The organism is Vibrio sp. G-C-1, from assembly GCF_021728015.1.
In the GTDB taxonomy this organism is placed as follows: Bacteria; Pseudomonadota; Gammaproteobacteria; order Enterobacterales; family Vibrionaceae; genus Vibrio; species Vibrio splendidus.
Genome location: NZ_JAKKCR010000001.1, coordinates 426,032 through 439,112, shown reverse-complemented (window position 1 = coordinate 439,112; position 13,081 = coordinate 426,032). Strand labels below are relative to the sequence as shown.

General features: G+C 43.7%; 15 protein-coding genes. 5 read left to right on the top strand and 10 right to left on the bottom strand.

Annotated elements, in window-relative coordinates:
* The first annotated feature begins 5 nt into the window (after positions 1–5).
* On the top strand, positions 6–1,181 hold the full coding sequence (purT, locus tag L3V36_RS01980) for a formate-dependent phosphoribosylglycinamide formyltransferase (RefSeq protein ID WP_004734863.1): 1,176 nt from the start codon (positions 6–8) through the stop codon (positions 1,179–1,181).
* 130 nt (positions 1,182–1,311) lie between these two features.
* Here the strand turns inward: purT and L3V36_RS01975 are convergent, their stop codons facing one another.
* Positions 1,312–1,965: a thiopurine S-methyltransferase gene (locus L3V36_RS01975; RefSeq protein WP_017077979.1), complete on the bottom strand. Its 654-nt coding sequence runs from the start codon at positions 1,963–1,965 to the stop codon at positions 1,312–1,314.
* Between the two features lie 323 nt (positions 1,966–2,288).
* Here L3V36_RS01975 and L3V36_RS01970 point away from each other — a divergent pair, with 323 nt between their 5' ends.
* Positions 2,289–3,065, top strand: coding sequence for a RelA/SpoT domain-containing protein (locus tag L3V36_RS01970; RefSeq protein ID WP_017077978.1), 777 nt, complete (start codon positions 2,289–2,291; stop codon positions 3,063–3,065).
* A gap of 131 nt (positions 3,066–3,196) precedes the next feature.
* On the opposite strand, the gene L3V36_RS01965 is transcribed toward L3V36_RS01970, so the two are convergent.
* The 8 genes from L3V36_RS01965 to ihfA form a co-directional block, all read right to left on the bottom strand.
* On the bottom strand, positions 3,197–3,796 hold the full coding sequence (locus L3V36_RS01965) for a c-type cytochrome (protein WP_102575370.1): 600 nt from the start codon (positions 3,794–3,796) through the stop codon (positions 3,197–3,199).
* Complete coding sequence (locus tag L3V36_RS01960) at positions 3,793–4,296, bottom strand: cytochrome C (protein ID WP_102575369.1); 504 nt, start codon at positions 4,294–4,296, stop codon at positions 3,793–3,795. Before L3V36_RS01960 ends, L3V36_RS01965 begins: the two co-directional genes overlap by 4 nt.
* Entirely contained in the window at positions 4,296–5,522 is a 1,227-nt protein-coding gene (locus L3V36_RS01955) for a molybdopterin-dependent oxidoreductase (RefSeq protein ID WP_102575368.1), read from the bottom strand. The genes L3V36_RS01960 and L3V36_RS01955 overlap by 1 nt, the downstream gene beginning before the upstream one ends.
* Positions 5,519–5,824 (bottom strand): c-type cytochrome, encoded by a 306-nt coding sequence (locus L3V36_RS01950; RefSeq protein ID WP_004734857.1) that lies wholly within the window; start codon positions 5,822–5,824, stop codon positions 5,519–5,521. Before L3V36_RS01950 ends, L3V36_RS01955 begins: the two co-directional genes overlap by 4 nt.
* A 452-nt stretch (positions 5,825–6,276) precedes the next feature.
* The gene (locus L3V36_RS01945; protein ID WP_102482023.1) at positions 6,277–7,143 is read right to left on the bottom strand and encodes a DUF302 domain-containing protein; all 867 of its coding nucleotides are present in this window, start codon (positions 7,141–7,143) and stop codon (positions 6,277–6,279) included.
* Positions 7,144–7,246: 103 nt separating this feature from the next.
* Complete coding sequence (locus tag L3V36_RS01940; protein ID WP_017080636.1) at positions 7,247–7,912, bottom strand: NAD(P)H-binding protein; 666 nt, start codon at positions 7,910–7,912, stop codon at positions 7,247–7,249.
* Positions 7,913–7,951: 39 nt separating this feature from the next.
* The gene (locus L3V36_RS01935) at positions 7,952–8,443 is read right to left on the bottom strand and encodes a hypothetical protein (protein ID WP_102447993.1); all 492 of its coding nucleotides are present in this window, start codon (positions 8,441–8,443) and stop codon (positions 7,952–7,954) included.
* 489 nt (positions 8,444–8,932) lie between these two features.
* Entirely contained in the window at positions 8,933–9,229 is a 297-nt protein-coding gene (gene ihfA, locus L3V36_RS01930) for an integration host factor subunit alpha (protein WP_004734853.1), read from the bottom strand.
* A gap of 653 nt (positions 9,230–9,882) precedes the next feature.
* Between ihfA and L3V36_RS01925 the strand changes: the two genes are divergently transcribed.
* The 3 genes from L3V36_RS01925 to L3V36_RS01915 are packed head-to-tail and all read left to right on the top strand — an operon-like array spanning position 9,883 to position 11,937.
* Positions 9,883–10,338 carry a transcriptional repressor gene (locus tag L3V36_RS01925; protein ID WP_017092537.1) on the top strand — a complete coding sequence of 152 codons (456 nt, stop codon included), beginning with the start codon at positions 9,883–9,885 and terminating at the stop codon, positions 10,336–10,338.
* Positions 10,339–10,376: 38 nt separating this feature from the next.
* Positions 10,377–10,937, top strand: coding sequence for a carbonate dehydratase (locus L3V36_RS01920; RefSeq protein WP_102449846.1), 561 nt, complete (start codon positions 10,377–10,379; stop codon positions 10,935–10,937).
* Positions 10,927–11,937, top strand: a complete 1,011-nt coding sequence (locus L3V36_RS01915) for a GTP-binding protein (protein WP_017094918.1) — start codon at positions 10,927–10,929, stop codon at positions 11,935–11,937. Before L3V36_RS01920 ends, L3V36_RS01915 begins: the two co-directional genes overlap by 11 nt.
* Positions 11,938–12,158: 221 nt before the next feature.
* On the opposite strand, the gene L3V36_RS01910 is transcribed toward L3V36_RS01915, so the two are convergent.
* Positions 12,159–13,055 (bottom strand): EamA family transporter, encoded by an 897-nt coding sequence (locus L3V36_RS01910; protein WP_054543051.1) that lies wholly within the window; start codon positions 13,053–13,055, stop codon positions 12,159–12,161.
* Positions 13,056–13,081: the final 26 nt, after the last annotated feature.

Genomic DNA, 13,081 nt, shown 5'->3' with positions numbered 1-13,081 from the left:
TTTCTATGTTTGGTACTGCTACTCGTGAAAATGCTACTCGTGTACTTCTATTAGGTTCAGGTGAACTCGGCAAAGAAGTTGCTATCGAGTGCCAACGTTTAGGTTTGGAAGTTATTGCTTGTGATCGTTATGCAGATGCACCAGCAATGCAAGTTGCGCATCGTAGCCATGTATTAGACATGTTAGACGGCGATGCACTTCAAGCAGTCATTGAACTAGAAAAGCCAGATTATGTGGTTCCTGAAATTGAAGCTATTGCCACCAGCAAGTTGGTAGAGCTAGAAGCACAAGGCTTGAATGTCGTTCCCACTGCAAATGCGACCAAGCTAACGATGAACCGCGAAGGTATCCGTCGTCTAGCCGCAGAAGAACTAAAACTGAGCACTTCTCCTTACCGCTTCGCAGACACCTTTGAAGACTTCGCTGCCGCTGTTGAATTCGTGGGCATGCCTTGCGTTGTTAAGCCGGTAATGAGCTCTTCAGGTAAAGGTCAAAGCGTTATCAAAACAGAAGAAGACATTCAGAAGTCTTGGGACTACGCACAAGAAGGCGGTCGTACTGGCGCAGGTCGTGTGATCGTTGAAGGCTTCATCGACTTTGATTACGAGATCACCCTTCTAACCGTTCGCGCAGTCGACGGTGTTCACTTCTGTGCGCCTATCGGTCACCGCCAAGAAGACGGAGATTACCGTGAATCATGGCAGCCACAAGTGATGTCAGACAATGCACTTAAAGCCGCGCAATACACGGCTGAACAAGTGGTTAACGCACTAGGTGGTCACGGTATCTTTGGTGTCGAGCTGTTTGTTAAAGGCGATCACGTTATCTTCAATGAAGTATCCCCTCGCCCACACGATACTGGCTTAGTGACATTGATGTCTCAAGACTCATCTGAATTCGCACTGCACGTACGCGCCTTTACCGGTATGCCTATCAAATCCATCACGCAATACGGCCCATGTGCATCAGCGGTTATTCTTGGTCAAGGCACTTCAACCAACATTCGTTTTGAAGGTCTTACAGAGGCGCTAGACGCACCACAGACGCAAGTTCGCTTGTTTGGTAAACCTGATATCGATGGTCGCCGTCGTCTAGGTGTGGCGCTTACTCGTCGCAACAGCACTGAGACTGCGATTGAAGATGCAATTGAGAGTGCTTCTAAAGTAAAAGTAATTTACTAACCTGCTATTCAATTCTGAACAATCACGATTTCAAATCTGAACAACAAAAAAGACGGGCTATCGAGCCCGTCTTTTTGTTGGTGTTATCTTTTTTATTGAAGCGGTCTTTTCGCTAGAGAGCTCACTGAACTTAAGCGTCTGACTCAATCAAGTACACTTCTTCACTAAATCGAGACAAGCCTTTTTGGGCAATCTTCGGATGTTCATCGTCTGCAATATCTTGATTCAACAATGTGATTTTGTATCCCGCGAACAACTGATCAATCTCTAGTTTAGGTACGCTAAACGGAGGCCCTGCCATCTCGCTTTGGTCGTAATCCAGAGTCACTAGAAGGATCTTACCACCCGGTTTCAGTAGTTGTTTCAAACGCTCTACATACTGCACTCGCATCTCTTCAGGCAATGCGACTAAAGACGCGCGATCATAAATGGTATCGACAGGCTGGATTGGCGCTGAGAAGTAGTCGCCCGTGTAGATGTTCAGTTCATCGAATTGATACAGCTCGTGCTGACCACTGATTTGAGTCACAGTCGGGGTGTAAAGGTGCTCTGCAAAAAATGCGCGAACCGCAATCTGGCTGAGTTCGACACCTTGAACATCTTCATGCTTTGAAGCTAGCCAAATCAGATCTTCACTTTTGCCACAAAGTGGAACAAACACACTCTTCTCGTAACTAGGCTCAGTCTTTTCCCAAAATTTAATCAGAAGTGGGTTTACATCTTCAAGGTGGAAACCAATTTGGTTGGCTGCCCATTTATTGTGCCAAAATTCAGGATTATTCATCTTTCGTTCATGTTAAACAGTCATAATGCAAGGGTACAGTATAGAGAAGTAAGAGCAACCTTAGCTTGGTTTAAAGTACCACATTGGTTTCGATGAAATCAGAAACTGGCTAAGTTCAAAGTTCTAATAATTGCGGAACTAACGGTTGGATTATTTGTCTATATCTTCACATTTTAGAGCAATATTAAACGTTAAAGTTGGTTTCTGTCTTAGCTAGCCCCATTGAATATGTAGTGAGTTTAGTTAAGCTGTTTTTACTCTTGTGCGTTACTGGTTACCCCTTTTGACTACCCGTTTTTGTAACCTTGTATTTTGGAGTTTGAATGAGTGTATTTCTCCGTACGACGGCCCTAATGCTATTGGTATTGAGCCGAGCGCCTGCATTCGCAGCAGCACCTGTTTCAACAAGTTCGACTGATCAAACGCGCACTCCTGCGCAAAACCAAGTTTCATCAAACGTATTCCGTCATAGTTTGAGCGGCCTTTACGGCATCAAAGCCTTCGACTCACGCCCGACTCAGCCTTACACCGACTTCGATATTCTGTACAGCAAAGCGCATCAAGGCCAAGCTGAACTAGAAACTATCTGTAAAAGTACTGCCCTACTCACTAATTCTGAAGCGCTATTTGCTGGCGTTAAATCTCAAGCTCGTGCAGAAGAAAAAATCGCCCTTGAGCTTGATGGTGATGTGACAAAAATTACCGACTTAGCCCGTGCAACTATCATCGCGAATGATGTCGAGAGCTTGGTTGAAGTTTACGAAGCACTAAGCCGTGAAGCAGACGTTGTTAAACTGAAAAACAAGTTTAAATCACCGGCTGACTCTGGTTACCGTGACCTTAACTTGTTGGTTCGTTTGCCTAAAACCAACATCATTGCAGAGGTTCAACTTCACTTAAAAGCAATTGCTGATGTGAAAAGTGGTCCTGAGCACGAGCTGTACGAAATTATCCAAGGTATTGAGCGTCACGCAATTGCAGAACAACGCCCTATCAATGACATTGAAGCGGCACAAATTAATAGCCTAAGACGCCAATCTTTAGAGCTTTACCAACAAGCATGGCAACCTTACATTACCACGCACATCAAAGCGGCTTAACCACTGGCATAAACGCTTATCACAAACAAGAACGACAAAGGGCTGCATAATCTCAGCCCTTTGTTTTATTTACTGTTTTACCTATCGAGCCTCGTAAAAACCAACTTAACCAACGTCCCAGAAAGCCTCACCTATTGGTGATAATACTCTTTAGTGCGATTGTATAAATCCAATGGCTTCAACGTGCTATAAAACGCAGCCGCATCTTGTAAGTCTTCATCCGAAAGGTGTTTCACCACCGACTGCATGTACAAATCTTGGCGCTCATCGCTTTTAAAATTGCGCAGCTGCTTAAGAATATACCCAGCTTTCTGACCTTTGATGTTGGGATAAGATTGTACGAAGGGAATAATTTTGTCGCCATGGCACTGACTACATAAGTTCTGAACCAACTTTTCACCTGAAACTAAACTAGGTATGTAATCTTTGGTGGTTACCTTGCTATCGACAAGCGTTTCAACCTCAGTTTTAGCTTCCGCTTTAAGCTTCGGTGCTGGTTCCAACTCTATCCCTAATGATTCGACTCGCGAGGCAACTTTATCTTCAGTGCTCGGCTGTTCATCAGTACACGCCGATAACGACAAAACTACTGCTGCAGCGGCTATCGCAATAGCTCTATTAGCAACAACTCTATTAACAATAGCTCTATTAACAACAGCTCTATTAACTATAGCTCCATTCGCAACAATTCCATTTACAAGAGAGGTCCGTTTTAATCGATTGATGATCATTGGCTCTCTCCCGGCATAGGTGGCATCAAGGCGCTATCAATTGGCTTACGACGATACTTGTTCATATCGATGCCTTTGTTTTGATAGTAAGTACTGAGGTAGTCCAATACTGGATCCCAAGTATCAGACAGATCCCACAGCCCTTGAGTGTCGACCATCCACTGAATGGTTTCACGCCATTGCTCTCTGTTGCCACTGTTCTGAGCAACGATTAAGCTGGTATGGCAGGCGTTACATTGCCCTTTCACTGTCTCCCAACCGGGTGCCATGATCAGACCCGACGCTTTATCTACGCCGTAGTACTCTTTTGGGTTCTCTGGAATGTCTTCAGCATGAACAAGCATCGACGTTAACAAGCTGCACACCAATGCCGCTCTCATTATGCCTTTACGGTAACTGCGCTGACTGACAGGAGTGGAGTCTGCATGAAATGAGAGGCCATCGATCAAATTGACTTGTTTCGAACGGCCATAATTAGGCTTATTGGAAATAGACAGCATCACGACACTCTTACAGCGATACGGTGGCAACCATTAAACAGGTAACCTTTAGGATTCCATTGCGGTTGCACAACTGGCTGGCTATCGCCTTCGCTATCGGTCGCCTTCGCCCAGATCTCATAATAACCAATCGTATGAAGGTCTAAATCAGCTTCCCATTGTTGCCACGCGCCCTTGTTTACTGGCTTGTTCAGCTTTGCATCATGCCAAGTGGTGCCGTAGTCGTAACTCACTTGTAGCTTCTCGACGGTTCTCAAGCCAGCCCAAGCATGACCACTGACTTTAACCTTCTTACCAAACGCAAACTCAGTGCCACTCTTTGGCGAAGTAATCAGCGATTTCACAATCATCTCTTCAATGATTCGGAAATCTTTATTATCTACTTTCTCACCCGGTGCGATTGGGTTCTTAGGCACTTGATAGGCAGGAGCTGCCATCTTGTGTCCATCATGGATCTTATTTCGAATACTGATACCGGTCGTGCATTTCTGAGAAACAGAAGCCGGTCGACCGCCAAATACCGTTCGTAGCGGGTAACCATGAAGATAAGGGATCGGCTCGCCATTCATTTCCCATGCGATTAACGCGTTATCGTTCATCGCCGCAGCAATAGGAACGCCACGTGAAATCGCCTCACCTTTACCACTCAAGTGCTTATCAAAGCCATGGTTACCGACGTAAACCGCATCATCTTTAATACCACAGTCTTTAAGCACATCGCTCAACAACACACCTGTCCACTGTGAACAATAGACGCCAGCATTGCTCCATTGATTGCCTTTAGTACTCGGATAAAAATTGTTACGGCTGTTACCACCACACTCCAACACAAGGCTTTGCGTGTGATGCTTAAACTTCGATTTCAACTCTGCGATCGTATAGGTTTTGCTTTGCTTTACCGATTCACCTTTCACTTCGAAGGTCCAAATATCAGGGTCCATCTCCGTAAAATCTGGCATCAAGCCATTCCAACGAACAAAGGGAACATCTGCAGGAGTCACAGCAGGCGCAAGCATACTTTCTGGCGGATACGCATTCAAAGGGTTGGTATTTAAAACGGTGTAGTAATCCGGTAGATCTTCTGCTTTTGCCCACGTTAATGCATTGATGTCCAGTGCAGCTAAACCTTCAGGTCGATTCGCGGCAAATACCCACGACACCGGCAATGCAGATACTGCGGTTGCTGAAAGCGCGGCTTTAAGGAACTGTCTTCTATCTAAACTCATTGCGGTGACCCCGTGTTATTCAGTTGGTAAAAGTAATTGGCTAACTTCTTGATGTCTTCTTCTGACAATAGTTGCGCGACTTTGGACATCGTTTTGTCCTCACGCTTACCACTTTTAAAGTCAGTCAGTTGCTCAGTAAGGTAGACTTGGTTTTGCCACTTAAGGTTAGGGATAGAGGGAAACGAGGTGTCGTTGTTACTGCCATGACAAGCAATGCACATATTGGCGAGTTGCTGGTACTCCGCTGCCGAAGCGACAGTCGATAAAAAGAGTAACATCAAAGCTAAAGCGGACTTACGCAAAGCTTCTCCTTAGATTTAGATCAACAAAATAGATTAACTGGCTGTTTATTGCGCGCATTACAGCAAATCACTCGAGTGATTTAAATTCAATTAGATTTAACCTCTGTTCAATTTCACTGAACGGATTTAAAAAACAAATAAGGTGCGTTGAATACATACTGCCTAGCTGTCCATTTTAAATGTACGGGTAATAAATAAAGACGGGCGTCGATGTATGGAGACAAGATAAGGTGCTGGGAACAAAGTTGTATGACTGAGCTGAAGTAGTAGGTATTGATCGACTGTGGAGAGTCACTAGAACAAAAGAGCTCTGCTTGACGGGCGTAAACAGAGCTCATGCGATGGTAATTGGTAATTGGTAATTGGTAATTGGTAAAGTATAGATATAGTTATATATACAGACTTACTGGAACCGCTTAGCAAACACATAGCGCTTCTAGTAAAAACAGCCCCTACTTCGATACTGCTCCGCCAAGGGTTTTGCTTAATCGAAAGTTAATGATCTTGTGAGATATTGCGTTATCGCCGTAATGCAGTTCCGACATATCGACAATGTCGTTATAGAGCACAATCACCTTGCCCTCTTGCTCGATAACAAGAACCTTTTGACCAAAAGCATCTAAACCAATACTAGGAAAATCAGTCATTGCGGTCGCGCCAGGAGCTGGCCCCCCAAACACCAACAAAGTTGCTTTAGGAAGCGATTGTCCAATCGATTCGGCCCGAGCTTTGTAGTCCCAATTCATAAACCAAACAGTGTCATCTTGTTCAAGAACATCTCGCTTAATGTTCTTTAACGTCGTCTCAAAGTCATAATCAGATTCAAGCGCTTCAATGCCATACCCTTGATCTAAGGTGTCACTATTAACCGCAGAAGCGTTGTCTAGCCCACGAACAAGCTGTTCAATCTGCAATTGGTATTGTGTAAGCGTGGCGTCATCTGTGATCCCATGTCTTTTTCGAATAAACTCTGCGTCTGTGTAGACCGTTTTTTGAATCCCGCCTTCCATGTAGTTTAAAACTCGAAAAGGCAGATCGAGTCCTACTTCCGGGTTGAGTTTTAGTAATGCGGTATTAAGAGCGTCATTGGTATAGAAATCCACACGACTTGGAGCCAAATACTCTCCTGCTTGTTCCGCTAAACGAGAATGGTCGATAGTCAGCACATGATCCAAACTTTGCCCTTGGGCATTAGCTTCGACTGTCAAAGCATTCTGATCGACAGCTTGTAGGTCAGAGACATAAGCAATGGGATCGACTGTTGACTCACATCCCATCAAAGGTAACGCCAGCAACATCATTAAAGAACGATTTTTCATTGATAACCTCTTAATTTTTAATCACATACCCAACAAAGCTATGCCTATAGCTATACAGTATCAGTATCAGTATCAGTATCAGTAGAGTGAACGCAGATTCACGCTAAGAAATGAGCTGATTCATCGCAACCGAATTCAATCTTTCGACCTGATTAGAATGAGGCATCATCGATATCTTCAAAATGCTTTGAGCAATAACTGACGACTCAATCGGGACATACTTACTTAGATTGCCGATCATTAGCGGCTTAACAATTTTCAATAAACCTTGCAGAAATTTTTCATCCGTTCTTTTCTCATCACGGTCGCCCGCTAAAGGCCCGGGATGTAAAAAAGTCGTTTGTTCAAAACCCAGAGATTCGACCTTTGCTTCCATTTCACCTTTGCAACGAAGGTAATGGGAACGAGCGTTAATATCCGCTCCAAGGCATGACACAACAATGATGTGACCTACGCCAAGCTGCTGCATTTTCTCAGCGGTCGCTGTGACTAAATTGACATCAATTTCGCGCAGTTTTTCTTTCGTGCCAGCTTTCTTAATCGTGCTACCCAAAGCAATGATGCCAATCTCAGGCGGTTGATCCATTGTGATGTCTGGAGAGACTGATAGCGCTTCGTCAATCACTTGAGTCAACTTAGAACCTTCAACAGCCAATCGATGTCGAGACAATGCATAAACGCGATTTACCTCATCACTTTTAAGCAGTGCAGCAAGCGTTTCTTTACCGACTAGGCCACTCGCACCAGCAATAATTATTGATTTGTTCATATTGGTCTCACCATTTAGTCGATTAACACTTACTGTGTACTATTTAATTTCTTCAAGCATTGCGTTAGGTATGATGCTTTCGATGGCAATGTACTGCTCAACATCGAGTAACAAGAAACAGCCATAAGCCAAACCACTCCAACCTAGGATCGACAACGTCAGCATGGCGAACGTCTTTCTCCAATCTTGATTAAGCCGCTTCGAAACAAAGGTGTAGCTTGGAATTCCCACCAGAACAGGGGCTAAAACAGCCATCGTGAGTTGACCGTATTTATTCCATCGCTTCATAAAGCGTCTCAGCTTGGGCTTAAAAGCAACGGTTTTTTGTCGATTAAAAATGCTCGAATAAACTGGCGCGACCTTCCACCCAACATAAGCTGCCAGTAATGCGGGAAGTAGATTAAATAATAGCATTTCAGGGTATGAATATGACATGAGCGCTGCCAGAGCAGGCCCTGAATACGTTTTCCAAAGACTCAATAGCGCCATTGAAAACCCAATGAATAGATAACTTTCCAATGCTAGTGTCATAGATGCGATTCTCTCTTTGAACTACCTGTTTGAAAGGCTCTGTGCAGAAATGCGCTGATTTTCAGTCACCCTTTCACTCTGTACTGCTGACACAATAAACAAAACAAACCGATCGGTCTAGTGTTTTTTTTGTATCTGTTTACATTGAGCTCCTAGTACAAGCATAAGAAGCAAACTAGTTAATTGGGTGAGCTTTAAAAGTATATGGTGCAGATTAAGTTATGACAGAAGCAGAAATACATCAGTCTTAAACAGTGGGATTGAGAGAACCAACCGTGAAATCAACGAATCTTAAGAGATGGGCATAATGATGTTGAATGGTGAATCTAGGATTGGGTTTGGTATTTGGAATTTGGAATTTGGAATTTGGAATTTGGAATTTGGAATTTGGAATTTGGAATTTGGAAGCTTAAGGCCGTTAGAAATTGAATGGGTGTTTTCCTTGGGATAGATACAAAAAGACCACGCTAGGCGTGGTCTATTGCTTGGCTACTTCTCGATTTTAATATTCTCGACTCGGGCCTTTAGTTTTTGTCCCGGTCTAAAAGTAACAACACGTCGAGCAGAAATTGGAATGTCTTCACCAGTTTTCGGGTTACGACCAGGTCGCTCGTTTTTCTCACGAAGATCAAAGTTACCAAAACCAGACAGTTTTACCTGTTCGCCATTTTCAAGTGCCTTACGAACTTCTTCGAAAAACACTTCAACCGTTTCCTTGGCATCCCGCTTGCTGTATCCGAGTGTTTCAAACAGGTTCTCAGCCAAATCGGCTTTAGTGAGTGCCATAAAACTTTCCTCAAAGCTATGTTATACATTGCTACCATCGCCAGTAGCGCCAAAGCATTTACCCTATTCAATCAATGAGATAAGGTCGTTTACAAGGAAAGTGTATGCCAAGCTTCTGATTTTCGCCAACTTTTTTATCTCAACTATTTAATTATTCTTTCAAATCAGAAAGATAAGTCGCTTGTAAAGTCACATATATGGCTAAAAAACATCTACTTAACCATCATCAAATAGAACAACATACCTGTTAGTTGACTAAAAATAGAATTTAATACTTTAGAGACCTAAATGATAATTTTTGAGACTTTTCTCCGATACCCAATAAAATCAGCCACTTGATTTGATATCGAACTCAACAGAGGTTATTAAATAAGCGTTATTAAATATGAGATTTGTATCATTTCAGCATTTAATTCGAATTAGCCTATATCAACACGTGTGCATTTAGGATTTTACCCGACAATCACAACGTCATAAAAAAGCTTCTTTGGAACAACATGCAAAATGATTGGCAATAAACAGATAATATTCATCTACAAAGTAAGCTTGAAAAGAGAGATCCCACCTAAGAGGTTCTTTAAGTAAAAGTTCGTTCCTTGCGACTGGTTGTTATGTTATAACATATCTACATCATCACTAATTTTGTGGATTGAATGAGAGACATCGAAGCGATCATCGAGCACGTAAAACATGGCTGTAAAACAAACGGAAAACAGTTTACCGCTAAGAGACTGTTGATACTGCGTGCACTGGTTCATGCCGACAGAGCGCTGTCTGCGTATGAACTCGTTGAATATTGTAAGGAACACTTTGATCAACACGTTCAAGCGATGTCGGTTTACCGGGTATTAGAATTTCTCGAAGAGCAGCACTTAGCGCACAAACTAAAAGTCTCCAATAAGTACATACTTTGCGACCATATCCTTTGCGATCATGAACACGGTATCCCGCAATTTTTGATTTGCTCTAAGTGCGACAAAATCAGCGAGCAAACCATCGCCCCTTCCATTATTCGCGATCTTCAATCTCACGCAAAGCAAGAAGGCTTCACCGTAATAAGCCCGCAGTTAGAGATCAGCTGCGTATGTGATGAATGCGTCGATACATAAATGCCCAGTGGCATTACGAAAAAATAAAAGAGCTCAATATGTTAAGAAGAAACCCTAGCGGCCATATGCCAAACGTGTCCGAAACCGCCTTCATTGACCCGACCGCCATCATCTGTGGCAAAGTCATCATTGAAGATAACGTGTTTATCGGCCCCTACGCCGTCATTCGTGCCGACGAGGTTAACGAACAAGGTGACATGGAAGCGATTGTGATTAAGCGCGACACCAATATTCAAGATGGTGTGGTTATTCACTCTAAAGCAGGAGCAGCGGTTACCATCGGAGAACGCTCTTCTATCGCTCACCGCTCCATCATTCATGGTCCTTGTGAAGTCTGTGACGATGTCTTTATTGGCTTCAACTCGGTGGTATTTAATGCTGTGATTGGTAAAGGTTGCGTGATTCGCCACAACTGTGTGGTAGATGGGCTCGATTTACCGGAAAGCTTCCATGTGCCACCAATGACCAATATAGGCTCAGGGTTTGATTTAAATAGCATCTCCAAAGTACCGCCTGAATACTCTGCATTTTCAGAGTCTGTAGTTTCAGCCAACCACACCCTAGTTCAAGGCTATAGGAGAATTGCCAATGAGCTCTGATAAGTCACCAATGTTAGGCATTCCTACCAACATTATTACCGGGTTCCTGGGAGTAGGAAAAACCTCTGCGATTCTCAACTTAATGAAGAACAAGCCAGTAAATGAACGCTGGGCTGTGTTAGTGAATGAGTTTGGAGAAATCGGCGTTGATGGCAGCTTGATTCAAGGCAACCAGACCACACAACAAGTGTTCATTCGTGAAGTACCCGGTGGTTGCATGTGTTGCGCGGCAGGTTTACCGATGCAAATCGCACTCAATCAACTGCTTACCGAAGCCAAACCAGATCGCTTGTTAATCGAACCAACAGGGCTTGGGCACCCTAAAGAAGTGCTGCAAGTTTTGTCTTCTGAGCACTACCGTAAAGTCCTGTCACTACAGAAGAACGTCACCTTAGTCGATGCGCGTAAGCTCTCTGATTTTCGCTACTCAAATCACGATACCTTCAATCAGCAAATATCTATTGCCGATACGGTGGTTGGTAACAAGGTCGACTTATATCAAGATCGCGACGCAGAGAAACTGGCTGAATACGTTACTGAAATTTGTCACCCGAATACCAAGCTAGTCTTCGCTCATCATGGAAAAATCCCTTTTGAAGAGTTCGAAGGAGACACTAGTTTCTTCAGTCAACAAGCATATCACCATCATCAACACCACGCCCATAAACAAGAAAAGCCGCTCGCTTCAGAATTACCGATGCCAGAAAGCGGCATGATCAAAGCGACTAACCAAGGTGAAGGTTTTGAAAGCGTTGGTTGGCGATTCTCAGCAGAGAAACTGTTTGACCACCAGCGTTTGAGACACTTTTTAGTTGGATTAAAAGCAGAGCGAATGAAAGCGGTATTCATTACCCCAAGTGGTATCTTCGGCTACAACTTAACAGAAGATGGTTTGACGGAATCAGAGCTCGATGAGTGTGCCGAAACCAGAATTGAAGTGATCGGGCACCAAATAGATGAAGACCTAGAGTGCCAATTGCTCAAATGTATGGTGACTTGATCGCTTAGTTACTTGATCGCCTAGTTTCCTGATCGTTTAGTTAATAGAGTTCTGAATTAAGAGCTAGTTAATTGAGAGCAAGTGAATAGAGTGCTGTTAATTGATGCTTTAAGTAACTTCACTTCTTCGACATAAACTAAGACCTCGCAAGTGCGAGGCCTTATTTGTTATTCAAAGCATTTGAACTCTATCCGTTTCATTGAATGCTGCCCGCTTATCAATCACTTTTGTTCTGCGAGTTTCGTTGTAGCTTGGGTATTCGATGCCTTAGCAGGCTTCACAATCAAACCGATACCGATTAGAAACAGTACAGATGCAACAACTTGAGCGACTGACAATACTTCGTCATACATAAAGTAACCACTTATCAACGCGAATATTGGCACTAGCAAGGTTAACGGCGCTGTGGTGCTTAACGGGTATTGGATTAATAACTTATTCCACACCCAATAACCAAATAGCGTGGTTGGATAAGCCTGAAACAGCACTGCAATCGTCGTGTTCCAATCCCATTGTTCAATACCCTGCCAGATAATTTGGTCACCGTGTAACATCACGGCAAACAACACCAATGGCACCGGAGCAAACAGCATCCCCCACACATTAAATGCAAAAGCCTGAGTGGTTTTAGATGCCTTAACAATCACGCCCATCAAGGTCCAGCTGCATGCCGCGATCATAATCAAGATAACACCATTGAGTGTCACGTTGCCCGTTGCTGCGGAAACCAACACCGCTAACGCACACATCGCTAGCATCGCACCCATTAATTTACGAACGGAAGCACTCTCCTTGAACACCCACACGCCAACCGCCATGCCAATTAATACGTTGGTTGAAAGCAAGACCGATGAAAGCCCCGAAGACAAACCCGCAGTAATCGACCATGAAGCCATACCCCAAATTCCCACACCGAACACAAAGCCATAACTGACTAAGTAGCGCCAAGCGACATTAGGTCTCGCCACAAAAAATATCACCGGAATCACCGCGAGCGAAAAACGCGCAGCAGTGGCCAATAATGGATGAACGTTGGTCACACCCATTTTGATCATCGAGAAATTGAACCCCCAAATTGCCATAACGAATACCGCTAACAACAAATCATTTCTTTTCATACTCACCCCTCCTTTGTTTTGAATGA

Coding starts and splice junctions, on each gene's coding strand:
- purT (WP_004734863.1), top strand. CDS start 6: ATGTTTGGTACTGCTACTCGTGAAAATGCTACTCGTGTACTTCTATTA.
- L3V36_RS01975 (WP_017077979.1), bottom strand. CDS start 1,965: ATGAATAATCCTGAATTTTGGCACAATAAATGGGCAGCCAACCAAATT.
- L3V36_RS01970 (WP_017077978.1), top strand. CDS start 2,289: ATGAGTGTATTTCTCCGTACGACGGCCCTAATGCTATTGGTATTGAGC.
- L3V36_RS01965 (WP_102575370.1), bottom strand. CDS start 3,796: ATGATCATCAATCGATTAAAACGGACCTCTCTTGTAAATGGAATTGTT.
- L3V36_RS01960 (WP_102575369.1), bottom strand. CDS start 4,296: ATGCTGTCTATTTCCAATAAGCCTAATTATGGCCGTTCGAAACAAGTC.
- L3V36_RS01955 (WP_102575368.1), bottom strand. CDS start 5,522: ATGAGTTTAGATAGAAGACAGTTCCTTAAAGCCGCGCTTTCAGCAACC.
- L3V36_RS01945 (WP_102482023.1), bottom strand. CDS start 7,143: ATGAAAAATCGTTCTTTAATGATGTTGCTGGCGTTACCTTTGATGGGA.
- L3V36_RS01940 (WP_017080636.1), bottom strand. CDS start 7,912: ATGAACAAATCAATAATTATTGCTGGTGCGAGTGGCCTAGTCGGTAAA.
- L3V36_RS01935 (WP_102447993.1), bottom strand. CDS start 8,443: ATGACACTAGCATTGGAAAGTTATCTATTCATTGGGTTTTCAATGGCG.
- ihfA (WP_004734853.1), bottom strand. CDS start 9,229: ATGGCACTCACTAAAGCCGATTTGGCTGAGAACCTGTTTGAAACACTC.
- L3V36_RS01925 (WP_017092537.1), top strand. CDS start 9,883: ATGAGAGACATCGAAGCGATCATCGAGCACGTAAAACATGGCTGTAAA.
- L3V36_RS01920 (WP_102449846.1), top strand. CDS start 10,377: ATGTTAAGAAGAAACCCTAGCGGCCATATGCCAAACGTGTCCGAAACC.
- L3V36_RS01915 (WP_017094918.1), top strand. CDS start 10,927: ATGAGCTCTGATAAGTCACCAATGTTAGGCATTCCTACCAACATTATT.
- L3V36_RS01910 (WP_054543051.1), bottom strand. CDS start 13,055: ATGAAAAGAAATGATTTGTTGTTAGCGGTATTCGTTATGGCAATTTGG.